The organism is Streptomyces sp. SYSU D01066-1, assembly GCF_054956795.1.
This window is the reverse complement of record NZ_JBUDHV010000007.1, coordinates 145,025-171,473: the sequence shown is the minus strand read 5'-3', so window position 1 is coordinate 171,473 and position 26,449 is coordinate 145,025. Positions and strand designations below refer to the sequence as shown.

Genomic DNA, 26,449 nt, shown 5'->3' with positions numbered 1-26,449 from the left:
GGACTGGCCTCCTGCGCCGGCCCCTTGGGCTGCCCCCGGACCGACCCCCCAGGCCGCCCCCTTGGGCTGCCCCCGGACCGACCCCCCAGGCCGCCCCCTTGGGCTGCCCCCGGACCGACCCCCCAGGCCGCCCTCCTGAGCTGCCCCGGCCCGACCCGCTACGGGAGCGTCTCGGCGTCCACCCGCGAGAAGACCAGCTCCGTCTCCCCGACGAGCGGCTCCCGCCACCGCACCGGGGCGGCGGGCCCCTCGCGGAGCGCCCTGAGGCAGTCGGCGGGCGTGTAGCCGTTGGCCATCCGGTAGGCGTGGAAACCCGCCGCGGCGAACGTGCCCGTCAGTTCCTCGGCACGGTCGCCGAGCCGCGCCATCCGCTCCGGCGTCACCTCGACGCAGACCTCGGCGTCCGGCCGCAGCGCGCCCAGCAGCGGCGCGAGGCCGCGTACGACGCTTCCCTCGGCGCCCTCCACGTCGATCTTGATGACCCGCGCACCGGCGACCTCACGGGGCGTCAGCAGCTCCGTCAACGGCACCGCCTCGGCCTCGAAGACCGACTCGGCCGGACCGTCGTACGGAACGATGCTGTTGGCCCCCATGTTGTGGGAACTGGCCAGCACGAAGGTGAGCCGCTCGCGCCGGTCGGCCACCGCCGTGTTCACCGCCCGCACGTTGGCGCAGCCGTTCAGCCGGAGATTGCGCAGCAGATGCCCGTGGAACGCGGGCGAGGCCTCCACGGCCACCACCCGGCCGCCGTCGCCGACCAGCCGTGAGGCGAGGACGGTGAGGACACCGATGTTGGCGCCGACGTCGACGAACGTGTCGCCCGGCCCGAGCCGGCGCCTCAGCCACCCCGTCAGGTGCGGCTCCCAGACGCCGAAGAGATAGAGGTACCGCTGGATCAGGTCGGTGGTGTCCACCGCGAAGCGGGCCCCGAAGCGGTCCTCGACCACCCGTCGGCGGGGGTGCTCGCGCAGGTACGGGTCGAGGAAGCGGCCGGCCAGCGCGATCTTGCCGAAGGAACCCGGGGCGTCCCGCACGTACCGGCGTCCCAGGGTCGCCAGAACCTCCGTACCGGTGCTGCTCATCCGCTCCCCTTCGCCCGCACGGGGCACATCGGCGTCGCGCCGCCCGGTACCGGTCCCTCCCCTCGTGCGGACCGGTACCGAACGGTGCGAACGGGATCGGCCCGCCCGGTGAGGGCTCGGGCCGAGATACGGCGGGTTCACGCGCTGCCGCCACGATCCCCGGTGGCTGGTTCACGCGCTGCCGCTGCCGCGGTCCCCGGGTGCGGTGCCGCGGTCCTGCGATCCTGCCAGCGATCCCTCCCGCCGAGGAGGGTCCGGATCCGGATTACCCCCTTCGTCGCAGGTCAGACATATAGAGTGGGTTTTCCGGTCCGGACGTTCAGACGGCGGGGGAGGTAAAGGGGTGGGACCTTGAACTCCGACTCAGGGACACGTACGGCCTTCGCCGAGCGCCTCGCGCTGCTGTACAGGGAAGCCGGCAATCCTCCGCTCAAGCGGGTGGCGGAGGCGGTCGACCGGTTGCGCCGGGTCGATGAGCGCGGCCGGCCCGTGCGCGTGTCGGCGCAGCGGATCAGCGACTGGCGGCGGGCGAAGAACGTACCCGCGCAGTTCACCGCGCTCGCGGCCGTGCTGCACGTCCTGATCCCCGCGGCCCGGCGCGCGCGGCCCACCCCGGTCTCCAAGGGCCTGTACGACCTGGCCCAGTGGCAGCGCCTGTGGGAGCAGGCGCTGGCCGATCCCGCCGGTGACCGTCCCGAGGCCCCGGCCGGGGCGGCGGACGGCCGCCCCGCCGAGACCGCGGACATCGGCGGCGTGTGCCCCTACCGGGGGCTCGCCGCGTACCGGCAGCAGGACGCCCGGTGGTTCTTCGGCCGGGAGCGGAGCAGGGACGACCTCATCGCCCAGGTCCGGGCGGCGGAGCGGACGGGCGGCGTGGTCGCGCTCGTCGGCGCGTCGGGGGCGGGCAAGTCCTCCCTGCTGAACGCGGGCCTGATGCCGGCCTTCCAGGCCGGGGGAGCCGATGCCAGAAGGGTGCTGTACCTGGTGCCCGGGGCGACGCCCCTCAAGGAGCTGACCCGCCGGATACCCCCGCTCGCCGAGGTCGTCCCGGCACCGGCGCCCTCGGCCGGCACCACCGGCCCGACCGGCACCACCGGCCCGACCGACACCACCGGCCCGGCGGATCCCTCGGGCCCCTCAGGCCACTCGGCTCCCTCAGGCCACTCGGGCCCCCCGAGCTCCCCGGACGCGGCGAACGCGGCGGACACGGCGTACCAGGCGGACACGGCGGACCAGGGCACGAACACGACGGCCCCGGGCACCGGCACCCCCGCCTTCGCCCAGGCCGTACGGCAGGCCGTCACCGCATGGGTGACGGCGGACAGCGGCGAGCCGTCCCCCTCCGCCAACCGCCCGCTGATCATCGTCGACCAGTTCGAGGAGACCTTCGCCCTCTGCCCCGACGAGGCGGAGCGGCGCGCGTTCATCCAGACCCTGCACGCGATGTGCTCCCGCCCCGGCTCCGGCGGGCCGCCCCCCGCCTGCGTCCTCGTCGGCGTCCGCGCGGACTTCTACGAGCAGTGCCTCGGCCACCCCGAACTCGCCGACGCCCTCCAGCACCGCCACATGGTGCTCGGCCCGCTGACCACGGCGGAGCTGCGCGAGGCGGTGGCCGGCCCGGCGAAGGCCGTGGGCCTGGAGATCGAACCGGGCCTGGTGGAGCTGATCGTCCGGGAGGTCAGCGCCGACGGCCCGCACGGCGTGCACCATGCCGGCGTCCTGCCCCTGCTCTCCCACGCCCTGCTCGCCACCTGGCAGCGCCGCAAGTCGGGCCGGCTGACCCTGGCCGGCTACCGCGCCGCCGGCGGCATCCAGCAGGCCGTGGCGACGACGGCGGAGCACGCCTGGGCCGGTCTCGACCCGGCCGCCCGCACCGCGGCGCGGCAGCTGCTGCTCAGACTGGTCCGGCTGAGCGAGGACACGCAGATCACCCGCAGACGAGGGACGCGGCGCGCGCTGGCGGAGGAGTCGAAGGACCCCGGCAAGACCGAGGAGTCCCTCGAAGCGCTGGTCCGCGCCCGGCTGGTGACGCTCGACGCGGAGTCCGTGGAGATCACCCACGAGGCGCTGCTGCACGCCTGGCCCCGGCTGCGCGGCTGGATCGACGAGGACCGGAGCGGCCACCTGCTGCGCCAGCGGCTGGAGGAGGACGGCCGGGCCTGGGAGGAATCCGGCCGCGACGCGTCCCTGCTCTACCGGGGCTCGCGGCTGGAACAGGCCCACACCTGGGCGAAGTCGGCCGACTCCGTCTTCCTGACGCGCGGCGCGGCACAGTTCCTGGCCGCGTCGGTACGGTTGCGGCGCCGCACCGTCTGGCTCAGCCGCGGCGCGGTGGCGGCGCTGATCGCCCTGGCGGTCGTGGCCGCGGCCTCGGCGGTGACCGCCTCCCGGCAGCGGGACGACGCGGTGTTCGCGCAGATCTCCGCCGAAGCCGACCGCTTCCAGTACTCCGACCCCTCCCTCTCCGCCCAGCTCGACCTGGTGGCGCACGATCTGCGCCCCGGCGACGAGAGCACCCGCAACCGCCTCATATCCATCGTCAACGCCCCCTTGGCGACCCCCCTCACCGGCCACACCGGGGCCGTCTACCTCACCTCGTTCAGCCCGGACGGCCGGCTCCTGGCCACCGCCGCCTACGACCGCACGGTGCGCCTGTGGGACGTGGCGGACCCCTCCCGCCCCGAGGCCCTGGGCGAGCCGCTCACCGGCCACACCAGCTGGGTGAGCACCGCGGTCTTCAGCCCGGACGGCACGATTCTGGCCAGCGCCTCGGACGACGGCACGATCCGCCTGTGGGACGTACGGGACCCCGCCCGCCCCCGCCCCCTCGGCGCCCCCCTGAACGGCCACACCGGCACCGTCTACCTGCTCGCCTTCCGTCCGGACGGGCACACCCTCGCCTCGGTCGGCAACGACCGCACCGTCCGGCTGTGGGACGTCACCGACCCCGGCCGCGCGCGCCCGCTGGCCACCCTGACCGGCCACACCGACGCCGTGCGGTCGGTGGCGTTCGGTCCCGACGGCGACACCCTGGCGGCGGGCGGCGACGACGACACGATCATGCTCTGGGACACCACCGACCCGCACCGCCCGCACCGTACGGGCAAGACGCTGACGGGCCACACCGGCACCGTGCACTCGGTCGCCTTCAGCCCCGACGGCCGCACCCTCGCCAGCGGCGGCGCCGACGACACCATCCGCCTGTGGGACGTGTCCGACCCCCGCCGCCCCACCGCCCTCGGCACCCCCCTCACCGGCCACACCGGCCCCGTCTGGTCCGTGGCCTTCGACTCCGCCGGGACCATGCTCGCCGCGGGCAGCGCCGACTCCACGGCGACCCTGTGGAACGTGCGCAACCCTGAGTACCCGTCCCAGGTCGGCGAGCCGCTCGCGGGCAGCAGCGGCGAGATGTACGCCGTCGGCTTCAGCCCGGACGGACGCACCCTGGCCACCGGGAGCGGCGACAGCACTGTCCGGCTGTGGTCGATCCCGACCTCGGACATGCTCGGTCGCATAGGGGCCTTCCGTCCGGACGGACGGGTGCTCGCCACGGCGGCGCGTGACGGGAGGGTACGGCTGTGGAACGTCACGGACCCCGACCGTCCGCGTCCGCTGGGCGGGCCGTTCACGCCCGGCGAGGGCGACGTGCGCTCCGTGGTGTTCTCCCCCGACGGCCGCACCCTGGCGGTCCTGACGGGCAGCCACGCCGTCCAGCTGTGGGACGTCACCGACACCGCGCACCCCGCCGCCCACGCCCCGCCCGTCCAGCTGCGCACCCGCTTCGCCGGCCCCGGCGCGCTCGCCTTCAGCCCGGACGGACGGACCCTGGCCACCGCCCGGGACGACCGCACCGTCCAGCTCTGGGACGCGCGCGACCCGTCCCGCCTGCGCCCCCTGGGCACGCCGCTCACCGGCCCCACCGGTTACGTCAACTCCCTGGTCTTCAGCCCGGACGGCCGCACCCTCGCCGGCGGGAGCGCCGACGGCACCATCCGCCTCTGGGACGTCCCGGCCGGCGGCCGGACCGGACGGATCCTGGGGGAGCACACCGGCCCGGTGAACACCCTCGCGTTCAGCCCGGACGGCCACACCCTGGCCAGCGGCAGCGATGACAACACCGTCCGCCTGTGGACACTCGCCGACGACGGCACGGAGCAGCCGGTCGCCACGCTCACCGGCCACACCGAGGCGGTGGCGTCGCTGACGTTCAGCCCGGACGGCCACACCCTGGCCAGCGGAGGCAACGACAACACCGTCCGCCTCTGGGACGTCGCCACCCCGTCCGACGCGGCCCCCATCGGCCGGTCGCTGTCCCCCAACGCCAAGACGGGCGCCTTCCTCTCCTTCAACCCGCGCAGCGGGATGCTCGGGGTGTCGAGCGGCGTGGACACCGTGCGGCTGTGGAGCCTGGACGTCGACGAGGCGGTACGCCGCATCTGCTCCGCCACCCGCGACGTCCTCACCCCGGCCCGCTGGCACGAGTACCTGCCCCGCCTCTCCTACGACCCGCCCTGCGACACCTGACCCGCTGCGCATGACGCCGGTCACAGTGACCCGCGAGGAGCGGAGAGTTGCCCGCACGGGGCGCGGGGTGTTGTTACTCTGGCCGCAGCCCGATCGCTGGTGCATCCCCCGTCGCCAGCGATCGGGCGTTTGCGTTGCCATGACCCCGCCGTACGGAGTTCGACCGACCGGAAGGACGCCATGCCCGCCTACGTCATAGCCCACCTGCGGGACGCCGACCCGCACCCGGAGATCGCCGAGTACATCGAGCGCATCCCCGCCACCTTCGAGCCGTACGGCGGACGCTTCCTGGTCCACGTCACACCGCACGAGGTGAAGGAGGGCGACTGGCCCGGAGCGGTCGTAATGATCGGCTTCCCCGGCATCGCCGAGGCCCGGGCATGGTGGGACTCACCCGCCTACCAGGAGATCGCCCCCCTGCGCTCCCGGCACATCGAGGGCGACATCATCATGGTCGAGGGCGTCCCCGACGACTACGACCCCACCGCCACGGCACAGGCGATGCGCGCGGCCCTCCCCACCGACTGACCCCTCACACGCCGCCGCCTGCCCGCGCCTGCCTCACGGCTCGGGCAGCTCGGTGACGAACGTGCCGATGCCCGGCTGCATCTGGGCCAACCCGGCCTCCCTCAGCTCGGTGAGGACACGCCGGGCCGTCATCTGCGCGATGCCGAACTCACCCTGGATCGCGAGAACGCCCGGCAACTGGCTCCCCGGCGGGTACTCACCATCGGCGATCCGCTGCTCGATGACCGCGTACACCTGCTTCCAGCGGGGGATGTCCGGCTTCCAGTCCATGATCCGACGCTAAGCAGCACTATCTCGATGGGCGAGGCGAGGTAGCCTGACTGCCCTAGCTAGCCTAGCTACCTAAGCTACGCTTGCGGAGACAGGTCGCCCCTGCGGTCGCGGCAACGACCCAGGGGCATGGACGACTGACAAGGAGTCGACGTGAACGAGGGTACGACGGAACCCCTGACCTACGGCTACTGCGCCTGGCACCGCGGCTACAGCACCGGCATCCGCGTCATCGAGGTGGTGGAACAGGCTTCCGGCCCCGGGGGCGTGCAGTCGGCGTGCGGCCCCTGCCGCGAGGAGTACGACCTGGTCCCGTACGCCGACCAGCCGTAGACAGCGGAAAGACCCCCGGCCCTGTCGGACCGGGGGTCTTCTCGCTGTGGGGCTAACAGGATTTGAACCTGTGGCCTCATCCTTATCAGGGATGCGCTCTAACCAACTGAGCTATAGCCCCGCCGCGCTTGCGGTGTGTGTCCCGCGCGCTGACTCCTGAAGATTAGCGCACGACGGGGGCAGGCCCAAAATCGGTTGGTCGCGTGACCTCACTCGTCCTCGGCGAGGGTCAGCTCCACGCCGCCGACGAAGCCGGCGGAGAGGTTGTAGATGAACGCGCCGAGCGTGGCCAGGGCCGTCGCGAGGACGACGTCGATGACCGCGATGACGGTGGTGAACAGCAGGACGTTGGGCAGCGACAGGAACGACTGGAGGTCGAAGCCGTTCGACTCGTTCGAGCCGGTCGCCTCCGAGATCGTGCCGCCGACCGTCGAGAAGACGCCCATCGCGTCCATGACCATCCACAGCACGGTCGCCGCGACGATCGTGCACACGCCCAGCGCGATGGAGAGCAGGAAGCTCACCTTCATCACCGACCACGGGTCGGCCTTCGCGACCCGCAGGCGTGCCTTGCGGACCCGGGGCGTGGTGTGGCCCGCGCCGGTGCGCGGGCGGCGTACCGCGCCCGGCGGGGCGCCCGCCGGGGTCTGGTACGCCTGCGGCGGGTGGTAGGGCCCGCCGGACTGTTGCCGCTGCCGTTCGCCCGGCAGCGGGGAGGCCGACGGCTCGCCGGCCTCCGGCTGGGACGCGGGCTGGGCGCCGGATGCGGCCGGGCCCGCGCCAGCGGCGTACTGCTGGGTCTGCGGACCACGGGTGTCCGTCACAGTTCCCCCCTGGGATCCATGAGTCTCGTACGAGGATGAGGACGCGTCTTCGCGCCGGTCCGTTCCCTGCGCGGCGGAGCCACGGCCGCCGCCGTCCGTTTCCGTACCCGTCGGGGTACCGGCCGATCCGGCGCCCGTGGCTCCGCTCACGATGACTCTCTCCTCGCGCTACTCGGCCGAGGGCGCCTCGCCCCCGTCCGTGCCGGCGGTCGCGGCATCCTCGGCGGTCTCGTCGACGACCACGTCGCCGTCGACTTCCTCCGCCTCGCGCCCCGCCTCGGCGTTGCGCGCGATACCGACCACGGCATCGCGCTTGCCAAGATTGATCAGTTGGACGCCCATGGTGTCACGGCCCGTCTCCCTGACCTCGTTGACTCGCGTGCGAATCACACCGCCGGAGAGGGTGATGGCGAGGATCTCGTCGGTCTCCTCGACCACCAGGGCTCCGACGAGCTCTCCGCGGTCCTCGACGATCTTGGCGGCCTTGATGCCGAGGCCGCCGCGGCCCTGGACGCGGTACTCGTCGACGGAGGTCCGCTTCGCGTACCCGCCGTCGGTGGCAGTGAACACGAACGTACCGGTTCGAACAACATTCATCGAGAGCAGTTCGTCGCCGTCACGGAAACTCATGCCCTTGACACCCGAGGTGGCCCGGCCCATCGGACGCAGCGTGTCGTCCGACGCGGTGAACCTGATCGACTGCGCCTTCTTGCTGATCAGCAGCAGATCGTCGTCGGCCGAGACCAGCTCGGCGCCGATCAGCTCGTCGTCGCTGCCGTCCTCCCGCTCGCGCAGGTTGATGGCGATGACGCCGCCCGAGCGCGGGGAGTCGTAGTCCTTCAGTGACGTTTTCTTGACCAGGCCGCCCTTGGTGGCCAGGACCAGGTACGGCGCCGCGTCGTAGTCGCGGATCGCGAAGATCTCGGCGATCGCCTCGTCCGGCTGGAAGGCCAGCAGGTTGGCGACGTGCTGCCCGCGCGCGTCGCGGCCGGCGTCGGGCAGTTCGTAGCCCTTGACGCGGTAGACGCGGCCCTTGTTGGTGAAGAACAGCAGCCAGTGGTGGGTGGTGGAGACGAAGAAGTGGTCGACGATGTCGTCTTCCTTGAGCTTCGCGCCCCGTACGCCCTTGCCGCCGCGCTTCTGCGCCCGGTAGTCGTCGGTCTTGGTGCGCTTGATGTAGCCGCCGCGCGTGACCGTGACGACGATGTCCTCCTCGGCGATCAGGTCCTCGATGGACATGTCGCCCTCGTAGGGGATCAGCTTCGTCTTGCGGTCGTCGCCGAACTTGTCGACGATCGCGGTCAGCTCCTCGCTGACGATCTGCCGCTGACGGGCCGGGGAGGCGAGGATCTCGTTGTACTCGTTGATCTTCGCCTGGAGTTCGTCGTGCTCCTGGACGATCTTCTGGCGCTCCAGCGCGGCCAGCCGGCGCAGCTGCATCTCCAGGATGGCGTTGGCCTGGATGTCGTCGATCTCCAGGAGGTCCATCAGGCCGCCGCGGGCGATCTCGACCGTCTGGCTGCCCCGGATGAGGGCGATGACCTCGTCGATCGCGTCCAGCGCCTTGAGCAGACCGCGCAGGATGTGGGCGCGCTCCTCCGCCTTGCGCAGCCGGAACTTCGTCCGGCGGACGATGACCTCGATCTGGTGGTTCACCCAGTGGCGGATGAACGCGTCCAGGGACAGGGTGCGCGGCACGCCGTCGACCAGGGCCAGCATGTTGGCGCCGAAGTTGGTCTGGAGGTCGGTGTGCTTGTAGAGGTTGTTGAGGACGACCTTGGCGACCGCGTCCCGCTTCAGGACGATGACCAGGCGCTGGCCGGTGCGCGAGGACGTCTCGTCGCGGACGTCGGCGATGCCGCCGATCTTGCCGTCCTTCACCAGGTCGGCGATCTTCTGCGCGAGGTTGTCGGGGTTGGTCTGGTACGGCAGCTCCGTGACCACCAGGCACTGGCGGTTCTGGATCTCCTCGACCTCGACGACCGCGCGCATGGTGATGGAGCCGCGCCCGGTGCGGTACGCCTCCTCGATGCCCCGGCGGCCGACGACCAGCGCGCCGGTCGGGAAGTCGGGGCCCTTGATGCGCTCGATGAGGGCGTCCAGCAGCTCCTCGTGCGAGGCCTCGTAGTTCTCCAGGTACCACTGGGCGCCGGCCGCGACCTCGCGCAGGTTGTGCGGCGGGATGTTGGTCGCCATGCCGACCGCGATCCCGGCCGAGCCGTTGATCAGCAGGTTCGGGAAGCGGGCGGGCAGGACGGTCGGCTCCTGGGAGCGGCCGTCGTAGTTGTCCGTGAAGTCGACGGTCTCCTCGTCGATGTCGCGGACCATCTCCATCGACAGCGGCGCCATCTTGCACTCGGTGTACCGCATGGCCGCCGCCGGGTCGTTGCCCGGCGAGCCGAAGTTGCCGTTGGAGTCGACCAGCGGCATCCGCATCGACCACGGCTGGGCGAGGCGGACCAGGGCGTCGTAGATGGAGGAGTCGCCGTGCGGGTGGTAGTTGCCCATGACGTCGCCGACGACGCGGGCGCACTTGTAGAAGCCGCGCTCGGGGCGGTAGCCGCCGTCGTACATGGCGTACAGCACGCGGCGGTGGACGGGCTTGAGGCCGTCGCGGACGTCGGGCAGCGCGCGGGACACGATGACGGACATCGCGTAGTCCAGGTACGAGCGCTGCATCTCCGTCTCGAGCCCGACCGGCTCGACGCGCTGGGCGATGACGCCGCCCTCTTCGGTGGTGACGGGAGTGTTCTCGTCGGTCATTGCTGGTGAAGGTCCTTCCTGGTGCGGTCAGCGGCGACCGACTCAGATGTCGAGGAAGCGGACGTCCTTGGCGTTGCGCTGGATGAACTGGCGCCGCGCCTCGACGTCCTCGCCCATCAGCACCGAGAAGAGGTCGTCGGCCTGGGCGGCGTCGTCGAGGGTGACCTGGCCCAGGACCCGGTGCTCCTGGTCCATGGTGGTGATGCGCAGTTCCTCGGCGTTCATCTCGCCCAGGCCCTTGAAGCGCTGCACCGAGTCCTCGCGGACGCGCTTGCCCGCCTGGCGGCCCAGCTCGATCAGCGCGTCGCGCTCGCGGTCGGAGTACGCGTACTCGAAGTCGTCCCGGCCCCACTTGATCTTGTAGAGCGGCGGGCGGGACAGGAAGACGTGCCCGGCCTCCACCAGCGGCCGCATGAAGCGGAACAGGAACGTCAGCAGCAGGGTGTTGATGTGCTGGCCGTCGACGTCGGCGTCCGCCATCAGGATGATCTTGTGGTAGCGGAGCTTCTCGATGTCGAAGTCCTCGTGCACACCCGTGCCGAACGCGGAGATCATCGCCTGGATCTCCTGGTTCTGCAGGATGCGGTCGATGCGCGCCTTCTCGACGTTGAGGATCTTGCCGCGGATCGGGAGGATCGCCTGGTACTGCGGGTTGCGGCCGGACTTGGCCGAGCCGCCGGCGGAGTCGCCCTCGACGATGAAGATCTCGCACTTGGTCGGGTCGTTGGACTGGCAGTCGGACAGCTTGCCCGGCAGCGACGCCGACTCCAGCAGGCCCTTGCGGCGGGTCAGGTCGCGCGCCTTGCGGGCCGCCACGCGCGCGGTGGCCGCCTGGATGCCCTTGCGGATGATGTCCGCGGCCTCGTTGGGGTTGCGGTCCAGCCAGTCGGCGAGGTGCTCGTAGACCACCTTCTGGACGAAGGTCTTCACCTCGGTGTTGCCCAGCTTGGTCTTGGTCTGGCCCTCGAACTGCGGCTCGCTCAGCTTCACCGAGATGATCGCCGTCAGACCCTCGCGGATGTCGTCGCCCGTGAGGTTGTCGTCCTTCTCGCGCAGCAGCTTCTTGTCGCGCGCGTACTTGTTGATCAGCGAGGTCAGCGCGGCGCGGAAGCCCTCCTCGTGCGTACCGCCCTCGTGGGTGTGGATGATGTTGGCGAACGAGTACACGCCCTCGGTGTAGCCGCCGTTCCACTGCATGGCGACTTCCAGGGACAGGAGCTTGTCCTTGTCCTCGGCCTCCAGGTCGATCACCGTGGGGTGGACGACCTCCCCCTTGCGGGAGTTGAGGTACTTCACGAAGTCGACGATGCCGCCCTCGTAGTGGTACGAGACGCTCTTGACCTCTTGCTTCTCGTCCTCGCCCGCCTCGTCCGCGCCGGCCGTGGCCTTCGCCGACTCGCGCTCGTCGGTGAGGTTGATCCGCAGGCCCTTGTTGAGGAACGCCATCTCCTGGAAGCGCCGCGACAGCGTCTCGAAGGAGTAGTCGGTCGTCTCGAAGATGTCGCCGTCGGCCCAGAAGGTGACCGAGGTGCCGGTCTCCTCGGTGGCCTCGTGCTTGGCCAGCGGGGCCGTCGGCACGCCCAGCTTGTACTCCTGCGTCCAGCGGTGGCCGTCGGTCTTGACCTCGACGGCGACCCTCGTCGACAGGGCGTTGACGACGGAGACGCCCACGCCGTGCAGACCACCGGAGACCGCGTAGCCGCCGCCGCCGAACTTGCCGCCCGCGTGCAGCACGGTCAGCACGACCTCGACGGCGGGCTTGCCCTCGGAGGGGACGATGCCCACCGGGATGCCACGGCCGTTGTCGACGACGCGCACGCCGCCGTCGGCCAGGATCGTGACGTCGATGGTGTCCGCGTGCCCGGCCAGCGCCTCGTCGACGGAGTTGTCGACGACCTCCTGCACCAGGTGGTGCAGGCCCCGCTCGCCGGTCGAACCGATGTACATACCGGGCCGCTTGCGGACCGCGTCCAGGCCCTCGAGGACGGTGATGGCACTGGCGTCGTACGACGGGGAGCCCTCGCCGGGGGACGGGGCCGCCTCGGCGTCGGTGGACGGGATGTTCTCGTTGGGGTTGCCGGAATCGGCCACGAAGCGCCCTTTCTGGCACAGCACGAGCCGGGCTCGTCGGCGTTTGCCGGAGCGGCTGCGGCATGTTGCGTTGGTAAGCCTTGATCAGCGTTGCTCAGCGTGTCCCGGACATCCCCACGACCGGGGCGGGATTGCCTTCCAGTCTACCGGTACCACTGACACTGATGGGGGTTTGCCGGTACCTGAGTCCGCATGTGCCGCCCTGAGACGTCCTCTCCCGACTCCCGATATACGGAAGGGGGCTTCAAGAGGCTCACGGAGGCACTCAGCGCCTCCGGCCGTCAACTCTTGGCTACTTCCGAGTCAGGTCATGATTCGCAACCATGTGCGGTTGTACGACGAGGAGGTCACCGGCGCCTCGAACCGACGGCCGAGCGGCCCTCATGTGATGTCTGTCACCGTCGGCGCCGGGGGTGCCGCGGGGCGCGTCCTCACCCGTACGTATCGCCGGGACCCGTGCTGCCGGGGGCGCGCAGCGGGCCGTAGCGGCGCGGGGAGCCGCCGGGGCCCCGCACCTTGATCACGCGGACCGAGCCGTGGCCGAGGTCCTCGTTGAGCCGGGCCACCAGCGTCGGCGCCAGCAGCCGCAGGTTGGTCGCCCACGCCGTGGAGTCGCAGCGCACCACCAGGACCCGCTCGTCCTCGTCGTACCGCTCCGGCACGCAGTGCTTGGCCACGTCGTCGCCGACGATCTGCGGCCAGCGCCCCATCACCCCGCCCACCGCGGCCGGCGTCTCCCAGCCGCGCTCGGTGATCAGCCGGTTGATCGCCGACCCGAGCGCCATCGGATCGCGCCCGTCGGCACGCGCGCCCGAGCGCAGACCGCCGTGCCGGGCCTGCTTCTTCTGCCGCGCCGCCTCCCCCCGCGCGCGTGCCGCCTCCTTGGCCGCCCGCAGCGCCACGCGCGCGAGGTCGACGCCGGAGGGTTCGGGCGCCTTCCGCGCGGACTCGTCGACGCTCATACGCGCTCCACCGCCCCGCCGGCCACCGCGAACCGCGCCCCCGCCAGCACCTGCGGGACGTCGTCGTCCACGGCGGCGGTGACCAGCACCTGCTCGCCGGGCGCCACCAGCTCGGCCAGCCGCTCCCGGCGGCGCGCGTCCAGCTCGGCGAAGACGTCGTCCAGGACCAGCACCGGCTCGTTGCCCTCGGCCCGCAGCAGGTCGTAGGAGGCCAGCCGCAGCGCCAGCGCGTAGGACCAGGACTCGCCGTGCGAGGCGTACCCCTTGGCGGGCAGTTCCCCGAGCTTGAGCAGCAGGTCGTCCCGGTGCGGGCCGACCAGTGTGACGCCCCGCTCGATCTCCTGCTTGCGGGCCCCGGCGAGCGCGGCGGTCAGCTGCTCGAACAGCTCCTGGCGCGAGTGCGCCTCACCGGGCGCCGACGGCTTGTACTCCAGGGTGACCGGCCCGCCGCTGGGGGCGAGCTGCTCGTACGCCTTGTCGGCCAGCGGCTGGAGCGTGGCGATCAGGTCCAGGCGCTGGGCGAGCAGCTCGGCGCCCGCGCGCGCGAGGTGCTGGTCCCAGACGTCCAGGGTGGACAGGTCCAGGGTGCGACCGCCGTGCCGGCGGGCCAGCGCCGCCGACTTCAGCAGGGTGTTGCGCTGCTTGAGGACCCGGTCGTAGTCGGAGCGGACGCCGGCCATGCGCGGGGACCGGGCGGTGATCAGCTCGTCGAGGAAGCGGCGCCGCTCCCCGGGGTCGCCCTTGACCAGCGCGAGGTCCTCGGGCGCGAACAGCACGGTCCGTACGACGCCCAGCACGTCGCGGGGTCTGACCTGCGAGGACCTGTTGATCCGGGCGCGGTTGGCCTTGCCCGGGTTCAGCTCCAGCTCGATCAGCTGCTGCCGCTCGCCCTGGCGGACCTGGGCGCGGATCACCGCGCGGTCGGCGCCCATGCGGACCAGGGGCGCGTCGGAGGAGACGCGGTGGCTGCCGAGGGTGGCGAGGTAGCCGACGGCCTCGACCAGGTTGGTCTTGCCCTGGCCGTTGGGGCCGACGAAGGCGGTGACGCCGGGGTCCAGCGGGACCTCGGCCCTGGCGTAGGAGCGGAAGTCGGCCAGCGACAGATGCGTGACGTGCATGGTCGTGCGCCGACCTCCACCCTTCGGGTCCTGCTTACTTCTTCTCGACCGCGTGGCCGCCGAACTGGTTGCGCAGCGCCGCGATCATCTTCATCTGCGGCGAGTCCTCCTGACGGGAGGAGAACCGGGCGAACAGCGACGCGGTGATCGCCGGCAGCGGCACCGCGTTGTCGATCGCGGCCTCCACCGTCCAGCGTCCCTCACCGGAGTCCGCGGCGAAACCGCGGAGGCGGTCCAGGTGCTCGTCCTGGTCGAGGGCGTTCACGGCGAGGTCCAGCAGCCAGGAGCGGATGACCGTGCCCTCCTGCCAGGAGCGGAACACCTCCCGGACGTCGGTCACGGAGTCGACCTTCTCCAGCAGCTCCCAGCCTTCGGCGTAGGCCTGCATCATCGCGTACTCGATGCCGTTGTGGACCATCTTCGCGAAGTGGCCCGCGCCGACCTTGCCGGCGTGCACCGAGCCGAAGTCGCCCTCGGGCTTGAGGGCGTCGAATATCGGCTGCACCTTGGCGACGCTCTCCGCGTCGCCGCCGTACATCAGCGCGTAGCCGTTCTCCAGGCCCCAGACGCCGCCGGAGACGCCGCAGTCGACGAAGCCGATGCCCTTGGCGGCCAGCTCCCCGGCGTGCTTCTCGTCGTCCGTCCAGCGGCTGTTGCCGCCGTCCACGACCACGTCGCCCGGCTCCAGGAGCCGGGCCAGCTCGTCGACGGTCGACTGGGTGGCCGCGCCGGCCGGGACCATCACCCAGACCACCCGCGGGCCCGAGAGCCTGCCCACGAGCTCCTCCAGGCTGTGGACATCGGCGAGGTCCGGGTTGCGGTCGTATCCGACGACGGTGTGGCCCGCGCGGCGGATCCGCTCGCGCATGTTGCCGCCCATCTTGCCGAGGCCGACGAGACCGAGCTCCATCAGTTGCGTTCCTTAAGGTCGCTGTGGCGTGTCAGGCGCGTGTCGCCGTGTGAGGCGCATGCGCACCGGCGCCGAGCCTAAACCCGGACCGTCACGCACAGCTGTGGGCATACGCGCTCATCCGTACGCCCCCACCTGCGGATACACCCTGTGGACAACCGGCGGCGGCCTCAGCCGCTCAGCCGCACCGGCATGATCAGGTACTTGTACGCCTCGTCCGCCTCCGCGTCCAGCGCAGGCCTGCCGCTGAGCAGGGCCGGCTTGGTGGAGGTCGTGAAGGACAGCTGGGCCACCGGGGAACTGATGGCGCTCAGCCCCTCCAGCAGGAAGGTCGGGTTGAAGGCGATCGAGATGTCGTCGCCCTCCAGCTGGGCGTCGACCCTTTCCACAGCCTGTGCGTCGTCGCTGGAGCCCGCCTCCAGGATGAGCACGCCCTGCTCGAAGCTGAGCCGCACCGGGGTGTTCCGCTCGGCGACCAGGGCGACGCGCTTGACGGCCTCCACGAAGGGGGCGGTCTCGATCACGGCGACGCTGTTGAACTCGGTCGGGAAGAGCGTCTTGTACTTCGGGAGGTCGCCCTCGAGGAGCCGGGTCGTGGTCCGGCGGCCGGCGCCCTCGAAGCCGATCAGGCCCTCGCCCGCGCCCGAGCCGGACAGCGCCAGGATCACCTGGTCACCGCTGGTCAGCGCCTTGGCGGTGTCCTGGAGCGTCTTGGCGGGCACCAGGGCGACCGCGGAGACGTCCGGGTTCTCCGGCTTCCACAGGAACTCGCGGACCGCGAAACGGTAGCGGTCGGTGGAGGCCAGCGTCACCGTGTCGCCCTCGATCTCGATGCGCACACCGGTGAGGACGGGCAGCGTGTCGTCGCGGCCGGCCGCGATGGCGACCTGCTGCACGGCGGAGGCGAAGACCTCGCCGGGGACCGTGCCCGTGGCGTTCGGCATCTGCGGCAGGGCCGGGTACTCCTCCACCGGCAGGGTGTGCAGCGTGAACCGCGAGGAGCCGCAGACCACCGTCGCCCGTACACCGTCGGTGGAGATCTCCACCGGCCGGTTGGGCAGGGCGCGGGAGATGTCGGCGAGCAGGCGGCCGGAGACCAGCACCGTGCCCTCCTCCTCGACCTCCGCGTCGACCGACACCCGCGCGGAGACCTCGTAGTCGAAGCTGGACAGGCTCAGCTGCCCCTCCTCGGCCCTCAGCAGCAGGCCCGCGAGGACCGGCGCCGGTGGACGGGCCGGGAGGCTGCGCGCCGCCCAGGCCACTGCCTCCGCGAGTACGTCGCGTTCCACCCGGATCTTCACCGTTGCCGCCTCCTGCTGTTGCCGGCGCTTCTCGCCCTGCTTCGCCTCAGTCGTCTGACTCGGTGTCGCCGGCCCCGCTGGGGGGCAGGAACACCGGGACCAGTCTGACGCACCGCACTGACAGTAGGTGCCCTTCGGGGTCAAGTCGTGCCGAGGGGCGGTCGGGCCCGAGAGGGCGAGTTGTGCACAGGCCCCGCTTCGAAACGAGTTCCGGGCTCTCTCTAGTCGTCAGTAGTAGTAGGGCCTGTGGATACCGTGGATAACCACGTCTGCGCAGGTCAGCCCGGAGATTTTGTCCACGGGGCCTGTGGGCGGGACCGGTGGACAAGTGGGGCCCGCTGTGGAGAACGGAAAGTTCTGCACACTCCGTGCACAGGGAGAGGCGACTTCTCCCCAGCGCCGTCCCCAGGTTTACCCGTCTTTCCCACAGCCCAATCCGGCACCGTTGTGTGACGCCTTTCACTCCGGACGGTGAGAGGCCGCGTCGGGTTGCCGAACAGTGGACAGCCTTGTGGAGAAGCCGGTGACCGCTGGGGACAACCGCTCCTGACCTGTGGGCCGACGGTGGACAACCTTGCGCACAGGCTGTGGACCGATCCGTTGTCCACAGCCTGTGGACAACGTTCGTCCACTGATCCACAGGCGAATGACCTGGCTCGATGATCTCTCAGCTTCCCGGCCTGTGGACAGAGTTGGGACAACTTGGCGGTCCCCAAGGTGTGGACGGGGAAAAGTGCCCGAATCTGTGGACGGCGGCCGTAACCCCGGTGCGGATTCGAACAGCGAGGGCGCCCGCGTCCCCGGTCCTCGGCCCGCACATGACGAAGGGCGCCCCCCGGATCTCCTCCGGAGGGCGCCCAGAACGCCGTGCAAGGGGGCCGTCAGCCGTCCTGCGGGGCTGTGCCGTCCCGTGAGGGCCGTCAGCTGTTCTGCGGGGGCTGCCGGCTGTCCCGTGGGGCTGTCGCCCGTGGGGCCGTCGTCTGTGGGGCTGTCGCCGTCCCGCAGGGGCGTCACCGTTTTACAAGGCTCTCAGCCGTCCTGCGGGGCTGTGCCGTCCCGTGAGGGCTGCCGGCTGTCCCGTGGTGTCGCCCGTGGGGCTGCCAGCCGGCCCGCAGGGGCCGTCAGCCGTTCTTGATGCGGTTGGTCAGCTCCGTGACCTGGTTGTAGATGGAGCGCCGCTCGGCCATCAGATTGCGGATCTTGCGGTCGGCGTGCATCACGGTGGTGTGGTCCCGGCCGCCGAACAGCGCGCCGATCTTCGGCAGGGAGAGGTCCGTCAGCTCGCGGCAGAGGTACATGGCGATCTGGCGGGCCGTCACCAGCGCGCGCCCGCGCGAGGTGCCGCACAGGTCCTCGACGGTGAGGCCGAAGTAGTCGGCGGTCGCGCTCATGATGGCCGTGGAGGTGATCTCGGGGGCCGAGTCCTCGCCGCCGGGGATCAGGTCCTTCAGGACGATCTCCGTCAGACCCAGGTCCACCGGCTGCCGGTTGAGCGACGCGAACGCCGTCACCCGGATCAGCGCGCCCTCCAGCTCGCGGATGTTGCGCGAGATCCGCGAGGCGATGAACTCCAGCACCTCCGGCGGGGCGTTGAGCTGCTCCTGCACCGCCTTCTTGCGCAGGATCGCGATCCGCGTCTCCAGCTCGGGCGGCTGGACGTCGGTGATCAGTCCCCACTCGAAACGGTTCCGCAGCCGGTCCTCCAGCGTCACCAGCTGCTTGGGCGGCCGGTCGGAGGAGAGCACGATCTGCTTGTTGGCGTTGTGCAGCGTGTTGAACGTGTGGAAGAACTCCTCCTGCGTCGACTCCTTGTCCGCCAGGAACTGGATGTCGTCCACGAGCAGGATGTCCATCTCGCGGTACCGCTTGCGGAAGCTGTCGCCCTTGCCGTCGCGGATGGAGTTGATGAACTCGTTGGTGAACTCCTCGGAGCTCACGTACCGCACGCGCGTGCCCGGGTACAGGCTGCGGGCGTAGTGCCCGATGGCGTGCAGCAGGTGGGTCTTGCCGAGGCCCGACTCCCCGTAGATGAAGAGCGGGTTGTACGCCTTCGCCGGCGCCTCGGCGACGGCCACCGCGGCGGCGTGCGCGAAGCGGTTGGAGGCGCCGATGACGAAGGTGTCGAAGAGGTACTTCGGGTTGAGGCGCGCGGTCGGCTCGCCGGGGCCGGCGGCCGGGGCGGGCTGTGCGGCCAGCGGGCCGGGGGCGCCGGTGGCGGGTCCGGGGCCGACGGGGCCGCCGCGGTGGACGTGGCCGGAGCCGGAGGGCTGCTCGGGCGGCTCGCGCCGGCCGCCGCGCGGGTCGTAGTCGCCGCGCGACTGCTCGTAGTCCGGACGGGACTGCTCGTAGTCGGGGCGCTGCGGCTCGTAGGGCGGGCGCTCGGAGTCGTACGCGGGGCGGTCCGGCTCGTAGGGCGGGCGGTCGGGCGACTGCGAGCGGTAGTCCTGCGCGTAGCCCTCCGGGTAGGGGCCCTTCTGGTACGCGTCCGGGGCGGGCTGCCCGTAGGGGGATTCCGGAGGCGAGGCGTACGGGTCGCCGCCGGGGAAGCCGAGGCGCTGCTGCTGCCAGCCGTAGTCGTCCTGCTGGGAGGGGCGCGGCCAGGAGCCGGGCTCGGGGCGCTGGTACTCGGAGGGGTAGGCGGGACGGGCCGTGGGCAGCGGGTCGGGACGGCGACGGCCGTAGCCCTCGTAGTCGTCACGGGAGTCGCGGGAATCACGCGAGTCGCGGAGGTCGCGACCGTCCCGTGTGTCACGCGGATCACGTCCGTCCCGCGTGTCCCGGCCGTCGCGGCCCTGCTGGCCGGCGGACGGGTGGTCGGGCTCCTCGTAGCGGTGCGGGGCGCGCGCGTGCGGGGCCGGCGGGGCGGGGGGTTCGCCGGCCGAGTCGTCGACGGTGATCGCGATGCGGATCGGGCGGCCGCACTCCCTGCTCAGCGTCTCGCTGACGACGGGGGCCAGACGGCCCTCCAGCACGCCCTTCGCGAACTCGTTCGGTACGGCGAGCAGGGCGGTGTCGGCGACCAGGGCGAGCGGCTGGCAGCGCCGGATCCAGTGCTCGTCCTTCGACTCGACGCCCTGGCCGCGCCCCTCCCCGAGGAGCTGCTCCAGTACGCGTGGCCACACTGCGGCAAGATCGGCAGGTACGTCAGCCACAGGGCACGCTCTCTCATGGGTCCCTCGAAGGTGTGATCCGAGGGAAGGTCGGTCGGTACGGGGGGCGGGCGGGTCGGAACGAATCAGATGCGCCGGTGGGAAGGGAACGAATCGGAGTCCGGCCACGGTAGTCAGCGTGGCCGGTAGCATTCAAGTTGTTGTCCCCAGCCTGTGGACAAGTGTCTCTCGGCGGCCGTCGGTTTGACCGAATGGCGCAGCCGCGCGTACCGTAACCAGGTCGAGTTGTCGATGGCTGCTGCCGCCTGCCTCCGATGGGCACAGATCGCTTCAGGTGATCGGAAAGCGGTGCACACGGGCGTGACGCGAGCTACTCGTGGGCGCACGGTGACAGCCAGGACGGCACCCCGCCACCACCGATTTCTTCTGGAGCCCCCGAGTGAGCAAGCGCACCTTCCAGCCGAACAACCGTCGTCGCGCGAAGACCCACGGCTTCCGGCTGCGTATGCGCACCCGTGCCGGCCGCGCGATTCTCGCGTCCCGCCGTGGCAAGGGTCGCGCCCGTCTGTCCGCCTGATCCCGATCAGGTCATGACGTCGTGCTGCCCACCGAGAACCGGCTGAGGCGGCGCGAGGATTTCGCGACCGCGGTACGACGAGGTCGCCGGGCAGGCCGCCCGTCCCTCGTCGTCCATCTTCGTAGCGGTGCAACGGACCCGCACGCGCCTGGGGAGAGCGCTCCCCCGACGCGTGCGGGTTTCGTCGTCAGCAAAGCCGTCGGTGGTGCGGTCGTGCGCAACAAGGTGAAGCGCAGGCTTCGCCATCTGATGCGCGACCGAGTCGGTCTGTTTCCCCCCGGTAGCCTGGTAGTCGTACGAGCGCTACCCGGAGCGGGTGACGCCGACCATGCACAGCTGGCCCAAGACCTGGACGCCGCCCTCCAGCGGCTACTGGGAGGGGGCGCGCGATGAAGTACCCGCTGCTGGCTCTGATCAAGCTGTACCAGTGGACGATCAGTCCACTGCTCGGGCCGGTCTGCAAGTACTACCCGTCGTGCTCCCACTACGGCTACACGGCCATCGACCGGCACGGCGCCGTCAAGGGCACGGCACTCACCGCCTGGCGCATCCTGCGGTGCAATCCGTGGTCGCCGGGCGGGGTGGACCACGTTCCGCCGCGCAAGCGTCCGCGGTGGCACGAGATGCTGCGGAACGCCTGGCGCGCACGCAAGGGCGGGCCCTCCGCCGCCGAACCGGCCACCGAAGGACCGGCTGCTCAGCCGGGTTCGTACGGTCCTTCGAGCCCGGCCGCAGAGACCCAGTCCCATGCCCAAGGAGCATGATTAGTGGACACGATTGCCAGCCTCTTCAGCTTCATCACGACACCTGTCTCCTGGGTCATCGTCCAGTTCCACAGCTTGTACGGCGCCGTCTTCGGCCCCGACACCGGATGGGCCTGGGGCCTGTCCATCGTGTCCCTGGTGGTGCTGATCCGGATCTGTCTGATCCCGCTCTTCGTGAAGCAGATCAAGTCGACCCGGGCGATGCAGGTCCTGCAGCCCGAGATGAAGAAGATCCAGGAGCGCTACAAGAACGACAAACAGCGCCAGTCCGAAGAGATGATGAAGCTGTACAAGGAGGCGGGCACCAACCCGCTCTCCTCGTGCCTTCCCATCCTGGCGCAGTCCCCGTTCTTCTTCGCCCTGTACCACGTGCTCAACGGCATCGCGACCGGTGACACCATCGGCGTGATCAACGAGCGGCTGCTGGAGAGCGCCCAGAAAGCCCACATCTTCGGTGCGCCGCTCGCGGCGAAGTTCACCGACGGTGCTTCGAAGGTGGACGCCCTCGGCTCCTCCATCACCGATGTGCGGGTCGTCACCGCCATCATGATCGTCCTGATGTCGGCGTCCCAGTTCTTCACCCAGCGCCAGCTGATGACGAAGAACGTCGACACCACGGTGAAGACGCCGTTCATGCAGCAGCAGAAGATGCTGATGTACGTCTTCCCGGTCATGTTCGCCGTCTTCGGCATCAACTTCCCGGTCGGTGTCCTCGTCTACTGGCTGACCACCAACGTGTGGACCATGGGCCAGCAGATGTACGTCATCCGCAACAACCCGACCCCGGGCTCCAAGGCCCAGGCGGCCTACCTGGACCGTCTGTACAAGCACGTCTCGCACACCGGCAAGGTCCGTCGCCGCAGCGAGCGCGCCATCGTCAAGGCCATCGTCGCCAAGGGCCGGGACCGCAACGAGTTCGAGCGGAAGTTCATCAACGGCCTGACCAAGGCCGGCCTCGCGGCCCAGGCCGACGGCACCGTCGTGAAGAGCGACACCGTGGCCGTCGCCGGGACCGAGGACGGTACGCCGGCCACGGCCGCCCCCAGGCGCCAGCAGCCCAAGCGGCAGTCGAAGTCCCAGCGCCAGTCCGGCGCGACGAAGACCGCCGGTGACGCCGAGGCGTCCTCCTCCTCGGCCGCGTCGTCCGCGTCGGCCACGTCGAAGCCGACGTCGCTGAGCAAGTCCGACCAGCCTCAGGACGCCAAGCCCGCCGCTGCCAAGAAGGCCGCGCAGAAGCCCGGCTCCGGTACCCGCAGCAAGGCCCAGTCCGGGCAGCGCAAGGGACCGCAGCGGCCCAAGTCCCCGTCGAAGAAGTAAGAAGGAGTCCATCCCGTGACGGAAGGCACCATCGCCGCCGCTGCCGAGGGCGCAGACACCCTGACCCGCCTGGAGCAGGAGGGCGAGATCGCGGCGGACTACCTGGAGGGTCTGCTCGACATCGCCGACCTCGACGGCGACATCGACATGGATGTCGAGGCCGACCGTGCCTCTGTCTCGATCATCAGTGACACGGGCGGCCGTGACCTGCAGAAGCTGGTGGGCCATGACGGTGAGGTCCTGGAAGCCCTCCAGGAGCTCACCCGTCTGGCCGTGCACCGGGAAACCGGTGACCGCAGCCGTCTGATGCTGGACATCGCCGGTTACCGGGCCCGGAAGCGTGCCGAGCTGTCCGAGCTGGGTGCCAAGGCCGCCGCCGAGGCCAAGAGCAGCGGTGAGCCGGTGCGCATGCAGCCGATGACCCCGTTCGAGCGCAAGGTCGTGCACGACGCGGTCAAGGCCGCGGGGCTGCGCAGCGAGTCCGAAGGCGAGGAGCCGCAGCGGTTCGTCGTCGTACTGCCCGCCTGATCGGCCCCCGCGTTCTCCCGGCCCCGTCTGTTGAGCAGGCGGGGCCGAACTTTGTCAGCCTGGTAGTTCTGGCTGATGGTTCTGATGGTTCTGGTGTCGGCGTGCGAAGCGCCGACGCGGTACGGAAGGACGGTCCCCCGTGACGGAGGCAGCGGAGCTTCCCCCCGCGCCCGAGCAGGCACGTGAGGTGTTCGGCGATCGCTACGCGGATGCGGTGCGCTATGCCGAGTTGCTGGCCGAGGCGGGCGTGCAGCGCGGCCTGATCGGTCCGCGCGAGGTGCCCCGGCTGTGGGAGCGGCATCTGCTGAACTGCGCGGTGCTCTCCGAGGTCGTGCCCGAGGGCGTGACGGTGTGCGACGTCGGTTCAGGAGCCGGGCTGCCCGGTATCCCGCTCGCCCTGGTCCGGGACGATCTGAAGATCACCCTTCTCGAACCGCTCCTGCGGCGCACCAACTTCCTGACCGAAGTCGTGGAACTGCTCGGCCTGGATCATGTGACCGTCATGCGGGGCCGGGCGGAGGAGGTCATGGGGAAGCTCCCGCCCGTCCATGTGGTGACAGCCCGTGCCGTGGCCCCGCTGGACCGGCTGGCCACCTGGGGGGTTCCGCTGCTGCGCCCGTACGGGGAGATGCTGGCGCTCAAGGGCGACACGGCCGAGGAGGAGCTGAAGAGCGCGGCGACGGCACTGAGCAAGCTCGGGGCCGTGGAGACGTCGATCCTGCATGTGGGGGAAGGCATCGTGGAGCCGCGGTCCACGGTGGTGCGCGTGGAGGTCGGGGAGAGCCCGGGCGGAGTGCGGTTCGCGGCCAAACGGGCCAAGGCCGCCCGCACCGGACGAACCCGTCGGCGTCGTGGATAGCGCCGAGCCGGAGTGTCGCGGCAGTTCGACTTCGGCCGCTGTGCATCGTGTTTCACGTGAAACGTCGCTCACTGCTGCACGGCATCATCAGTCGCGGACGCGCTGCGGCCGACCCCCGCGACCGCAAGCCCCTTGGATCACTCGATGAGGGAGCGCCCTCGGCGGGCAGAGTCTCCTCGGGACGGGCTCGGCCGCTCGGAGGGGGCACGGAGTTTTCCACAGAGGTGGATTTCTCCACAGAACAACAGGCCTCACTGGTTCGCGACCCCGGAGGCATGGGAGGCTCTGTTCATTGCGAGCCTGAAGTCGAGGAGAGTGAATCCTTGCGGTCCGACGCCAATATCGCGGGCCCGATGACCGATCCGGTCCCCGGTCCCCGTACCGAGTCGACGGGGGCGGATGTTTCACGTGAAACACCGCCTCCGATGGACGACACACCGATCGGTCGCGCGGCCCAGCTAGCGGTAGAGGCTCTGGGGCGTGCCGGTGAGGGCCTGCCGCGGCCTGAGCAGACCCGTGTCATCGTGGTCGCCAACCAGAAGGGCGGGGTGGGCAAGACGACGACGACCGTCAATCTCGCCGCCTCGCTGGCCCTGCACGGTGCCCGTGTCCTGGTGGTCGACCTCGACCCCCAGGGGAACGCCTCCACCGCCCTGGGGATCGACCACCACTCCGAAGTGCCGTCGATCTATGACGTGCTGATCGACAGCAAGCCGCTGTCCGAGGTCGTCCAGCCTGTTCCCGACGTCGAGGGCCTGTTCTGTGCGCCGGCCACGATCGATCTCGCCGGTGCGGAGATCGAGCTGGTGTCCCTGGTCGCCCGGGAGAGCCGACTCGAGCGAGCGATCCAGGCGTACGAGCAGCCCCTGGACTACATCCTGATCGACTGCCCACCCTCCCTCGGTCTGCTGACGGTGAACGCGATGGTCGCCGGCCAGGAGGTGCTGATCCCGATCCAGTGCGAGTACTACGCGCTGGAGGGGCTGGGGCAGCTGTTGCGTAACGTCGACCTGGTGCGGGGGCACCTCAACCCCACACTCCATGTGTCGACCATTCTGCTCACGATGTACGACGGCCGGACGCGTCTGGCGTCCCAGGTCGCGGACGAGGTGCGCAGTCACTTCGGTGACGAGGTGCTGCGGACGAGCATTCCTCGCTCGGTCCGTATCTCCGAGGCGCCGAGCTATGGGCAGACGGTGCTGACCTACGATCCTGGGTCGAGCGGTGCCCTGTCCTATCTTGAGGCGGCACGAGAGATCGCACTGAGGGGCGTGGGTGTCGGTTACGACGCGACCCAGGCCCCCATCAGTGCCCAGAACGATCCGAGCACGGTGGAGGGGATCCAGTGAACGAGCGACGGAGGGGGTTGGGCCGAGGTCTGGCTGCGTTGATTCCTCCCGCATCAACGGAGAAGACGGTGGCACCGGCCGCCTTGGCGGGGGCTGCTCCGGCGGCTCCCACGGGCATTCCCGGGCTGACGACCGATCGCGGTGTGGCGGCGGCGAAGGTGCCCCCACTGCCGCCTGTTTCACGTGAAACAGCACCTGAGTCAGAGGAGCCCTCGGCTTCCGGCGCGGTGGAGGCACCTGTGACTCCCATGGGGGCTCACTTCGCCGAAATTCCGCTGGACCTCATCAAGCCGAATCCGCGGCAGCCGCGTGAGATCTTCGACGAGGACGCGCTCGCCGAACTGGTCACCTCCATCAAGGAGGTCGGTCTTCTCCAGCCGGTCGTCGTCCGTCAGCTGGACGCCGAGCACTACGAGCTCATCATGGGCGAGCGGCGCTGGCGGGCCTGCCGGGAAGCGGGACTGGAAGCGATTCCGGCGATCGTGCGGGCCACGGAGGACGACAAGCTCCTCCTGGACGCGCTGCTGGAGAACCTGCACCGCGCTCAGCTCAACCCGCTGGAAGAGGCCGCCGCCTACGACCAGTTGCTGAAGGACTTCAACTGCACGCATGACCAGCTGGCGGACCGGATCGGTCGGTCCCGTCCGCAGGTCTCCAACACGCTGCGACTGCTGAAGCTCTCGGCGTCCGTGCAGAAGAGGGTGGCGGCAGGAGTCCTCTCCGCGGGCCATGCGCGGGCGCTGCTCTCGGTGGAGGACTCGGAGGAGCAGGACCGGCTGGCACACCGGATCGTGGCCGAGGGGCTTTCGGTGCGGGCGGTCGAGGAGATCGTGACGCTGATGGGGTCCCGGCCGCAGAAGGCGCCCCGGGCCAAGGGACCGCGGGCCGGGGCCCGTGTCTCGCCGGCGCTGTCCGATCTCGCCACCCGGCTCTCGGACCGCTTCGAAACCCGGGTGAAGGTGGACCTGGGCCGGGAGAAGGGCAAGATCACCGTCGAGTTCGCCTCCATGGACGATCTGGGCCGGATCCTCGACACGCTGGCCCCGGGCGAGGGCTCTGTGCTGCAGAAGAGCCTCGTGGACGGGGAGACGGAAGAGGACGATTCCTGAGTCCCGCGGCGGCGGATCACCCGGTCGGGTGCTCCGCATCGGCGTCAGAGCGGGCCGTGTCCGGTGTGTACCGGAACGCGGTCCGCTCTTTGCTTTCCACCGGTATCGGGGCAATCGCATCGTGGATACG

General features: G+C 70.6%; 21 protein-coding genes and 1 tRNA gene. 11 read left to right on the top strand and 11 right to left on the bottom strand.

All coding sequences use genetic code 11. The features are described from left to right. Positions 1–158: 158 nt before the first annotated feature. Positions 159–1,082 (bottom strand): FkbM family methyltransferase, encoded by a 924-nt coding sequence (locus ACY1JF_RS09840; protein WP_462704620.1) that lies wholly within the window; start codon positions 1,080–1,082, stop codon positions 159–161. Between the two features lie 351 nt (positions 1,083–1,433). On the opposite strand from ACY1JF_RS09840, the gene ACY1JF_RS09835 reads away from it, so the two are divergent. Then, positions 1,434–5,606 (top strand): WD40 repeat domain-containing protein, encoded by a 4,173-nt coding sequence (locus tag ACY1JF_RS09835; protein WP_462704619.1) that lies wholly within the window; start codon positions 1,434–1,436, stop codon positions 5,604–5,606. A 180-nt stretch (positions 5,607–5,786) separates the two neighbouring features. Beyond that, positions 5,787–6,134 carry a DUF1330 domain-containing protein gene (locus tag ACY1JF_RS09830; protein ID WP_462704618.1) on the top strand — a complete coding sequence of 116 codons (348 nt, stop codon included), beginning with the start codon at positions 5,787–5,789 and terminating at the stop codon, positions 6,132–6,134. Positions 6,135–6,167: 33 nt separating this feature from the next. Here ACY1JF_RS09830 and ACY1JF_RS09825 read toward each other — a convergent pair whose 3' ends face one another. Beyond that, positions 6,168–6,404 carry a GntR family transcriptional regulator gene (locus tag ACY1JF_RS09825; protein WP_462704617.1) on the bottom strand — a complete coding sequence of 79 codons (237 nt, stop codon included), beginning with the start codon at positions 6,402–6,404 and terminating at the stop codon, positions 6,168–6,170. Between the two features lie 153 nt (positions 6,405–6,557). On the opposite strand from ACY1JF_RS09825, the gene ACY1JF_RS09820 reads away from it, so the two are divergent. Next, positions 6,558–6,737 carry a hypothetical protein gene (locus ACY1JF_RS09820; RefSeq protein WP_437086457.1) on the top strand — a complete coding sequence of 60 codons (180 nt, stop codon included), beginning with the start codon at positions 6,558–6,560 and terminating at the stop codon, positions 6,735–6,737. 47 nt (positions 6,738–6,784) lie between these two features. Here the strand turns inward: ACY1JF_RS09820 and ACY1JF_RS09815 are convergent. From ACY1JF_RS09815 to dnaA, 9 genes are all read right to left on the bottom strand, one after another. Continuing rightward, positions 6,785–6,858, bottom strand: a tRNA-Ile gene (locus ACY1JF_RS09815). Between the two features lie 88 nt (positions 6,859–6,946). Beyond that, on the bottom strand, positions 6,947–7,711 hold the full coding sequence (locus ACY1JF_RS09810; protein WP_462704616.1) for a DUF3566 domain-containing protein: 765 nt from the start codon (positions 7,709–7,711) through the stop codon (positions 6,947–6,949). Positions 7,712–7,729: 18 nt separating this feature from the next. Then, positions 7,730–10,324 (bottom strand): DNA gyrase subunit A, encoded by a 2,595-nt coding sequence (gene gyrA, locus ACY1JF_RS09805; RefSeq protein ID WP_462704615.1) that lies wholly within the window; start codon positions 10,322–10,324, stop codon positions 7,730–7,732. Between the two features lie 42 nt (positions 10,325–10,366). Next, entirely contained in the window at positions 10,367–12,415 is a 2,049-nt protein-coding gene (gyrB, locus tag ACY1JF_RS09800; protein ID WP_462704614.1) for a DNA topoisomerase (ATP-hydrolyzing) subunit B, read from the bottom strand. Between the two features lie 431 nt (positions 12,416–12,846). Next, positions 12,847–13,377 (bottom strand): DciA family protein, encoded by a 531-nt coding sequence (locus ACY1JF_RS09795; protein ID WP_462704613.1) that lies wholly within the window; start codon positions 13,375–13,377, stop codon positions 12,847–12,849. Next, positions 13,374–14,495 carry a DNA replication/repair protein RecF gene (gene recF / locus ACY1JF_RS09790; protein ID WP_462704612.1) on the bottom strand — a complete coding sequence of 374 codons (1,122 nt, stop codon included), beginning with the start codon at positions 14,493–14,495 and terminating at the stop codon, positions 13,374–13,376. The genes ACY1JF_RS09795 and recF overlap by 4 nt, the downstream gene beginning before the upstream one ends. A 34-nt stretch (positions 14,496–14,529) precedes the next feature. After that, a complete protein-coding gene (gene gnd, locus ACY1JF_RS09785) occupies positions 14,530–15,405 on the bottom strand; it encodes a phosphogluconate dehydrogenase (NAD(+)-dependent, decarboxylating) (RefSeq protein ID WP_462704611.1) in 876 nt (291 codons plus the stop codon). A gap of 170 nt (positions 15,406–15,575) precedes the next feature. Beyond that, entirely contained in the window at positions 15,576–16,706 is a 1,131-nt protein-coding gene (gene dnaN, locus ACY1JF_RS09780; protein ID WP_462704610.1) for a DNA polymerase III subunit beta, read from the bottom strand. Positions 16,707–17,827: 1,121 nt separating this feature from the next. Beyond that, the gene (dnaA, locus tag ACY1JF_RS09775; RefSeq protein ID WP_462704609.1) at positions 17,828–19,858 is read right to left on the bottom strand and encodes a chromosomal replication initiator protein DnaA; all 2,031 of its coding nucleotides are present in this window, start codon (positions 19,856–19,858) and stop codon (positions 17,828–17,830) included. Between the two features lie 397 nt (positions 19,859–20,255). On the opposite strand from dnaA, the gene rpmH reads away from it, so the two are divergent. From rpmH to ACY1JF_RS09735, 8 genes are all read left to right on the top strand, one after another. Then, positions 20,256–20,393, top strand: coding sequence for a 50S ribosomal protein L34 (gene rpmH / locus ACY1JF_RS09770; RefSeq protein ID WP_003949374.1), 138 nt, complete (start codon positions 20,256–20,258; stop codon positions 20,391–20,393). Between the two features lie 21 nt (positions 20,394–20,414). Continuing rightward, complete coding sequence (gene rnpA / locus ACY1JF_RS09765) at positions 20,415–20,786, top strand: ribonuclease P protein component (protein ID WP_462704608.1); 372 nt, start codon at positions 20,415–20,417, stop codon at positions 20,784–20,786. Further along, on the top strand, positions 20,783–21,157 hold the full coding sequence (gene yidD, locus ACY1JF_RS09760; protein WP_462704607.1) for a membrane protein insertion efficiency factor YidD: 375 nt from the start codon (positions 20,783–20,785) through the stop codon (positions 21,155–21,157). The genes rnpA and yidD overlap by 4 nt, the downstream gene beginning before the upstream one ends. 3 nt (positions 21,158–21,160) lie before the next feature. Next, the gene (gene yidC / locus ACY1JF_RS09755; protein ID WP_462704606.1) at positions 21,161–22,474 is read left to right on the top strand and encodes a membrane protein insertase YidC; all 1,314 of its coding nucleotides are present in this window, start codon (positions 21,161–21,163) and stop codon (positions 22,472–22,474) included. Between the two features lie 15 nt (positions 22,475–22,489). Next, a complete protein-coding gene (locus ACY1JF_RS09750) occupies positions 22,490–23,002 on the top strand; it encodes a Jag family protein (protein ID WP_215170433.1) in 513 nt (170 codons plus the stop codon). Between the two features lie 139 nt (positions 23,003–23,141). After that, positions 23,142–23,861 (top strand): 16S rRNA (guanine(527)-N(7))-methyltransferase RsmG, encoded by a 720-nt coding sequence (gene rsmG / locus ACY1JF_RS09745; RefSeq protein WP_462704605.1) that lies wholly within the window; start codon positions 23,142–23,144, stop codon positions 23,859–23,861. Between the two features lie 275 nt (positions 23,862–24,136). Beyond that, positions 24,137–25,210, top strand: coding sequence for a ParA family protein (locus tag ACY1JF_RS09740; RefSeq protein WP_462704692.1), 1,074 nt, complete (start codon positions 24,137–24,139; stop codon positions 25,208–25,210). Beyond that, positions 25,207–26,319 (top strand): ParB/RepB/Spo0J family partition protein, encoded by a 1,113-nt coding sequence (locus ACY1JF_RS09735; protein WP_462704604.1) that lies wholly within the window; start codon positions 25,207–25,209, stop codon positions 26,317–26,319. The genes ACY1JF_RS09740 and ACY1JF_RS09735 overlap by 4 nt, the downstream gene beginning before the upstream one ends. Positions 26,320–26,449 lie beyond the last annotated feature (130 nt).

Bases quoted from the DNA above. Each gene is read 5' to 3' on its own strand.
- ACY1JF_RS09740 (WP_462704692.1), top strand. From the start codon at position 24,137: ATGGGAGGCTCTGTTCATTGCGAGCCTGAAGTCGAGGAGAGTGAATCC.
- ACY1JF_RS09840 (WP_462704620.1), bottom strand. From the start codon at position 1,082: ATGAGCAGCACCGGTACGGAGGTTCTGGCGACCCTGGGACGCCGGTAC.
- yidD (WP_462704607.1), top strand. From the start codon at position 20,783: ATGAAGTACCCGCTGCTGGCTCTGATCAAGCTGTACCAGTGGACGATC.
- ACY1JF_RS09795 (WP_462704613.1), bottom strand. From the start codon at position 13,377: ATGAGCGTCGACGAGTCCGCGCGGAAGGCGCCCGAACCCTCCGGCGTC.
- ACY1JF_RS09830 (WP_462704618.1), top strand. From the start codon at position 5,787: ATGCCCGCCTACGTCATAGCCCACCTGCGGGACGCCGACCCGCACCCG.
- gyrA (WP_462704615.1), bottom strand. From the start codon at position 10,324: ATGACCGACGAGAACACTCCCGTCACCACCGAAGAGGGCGGCGTCATC.
- ACY1JF_RS09825 (WP_462704617.1), bottom strand. From the start codon at position 6,404: ATGGACTGGAAGCCGGACATCCCCCGCTGGAAGCAGGTGTACGCGGTC.
- gnd (WP_462704611.1), bottom strand. From the start codon at position 15,405: ATGGAGCTCGGTCTCGTCGGCCTCGGCAAGATGGGCGGCAACATGCGC.
- recF (WP_462704612.1), bottom strand. From the start codon at position 14,495: ATGCACGTCACGCATCTGTCGCTGGCCGACTTCCGCTCCTACGCCAGG.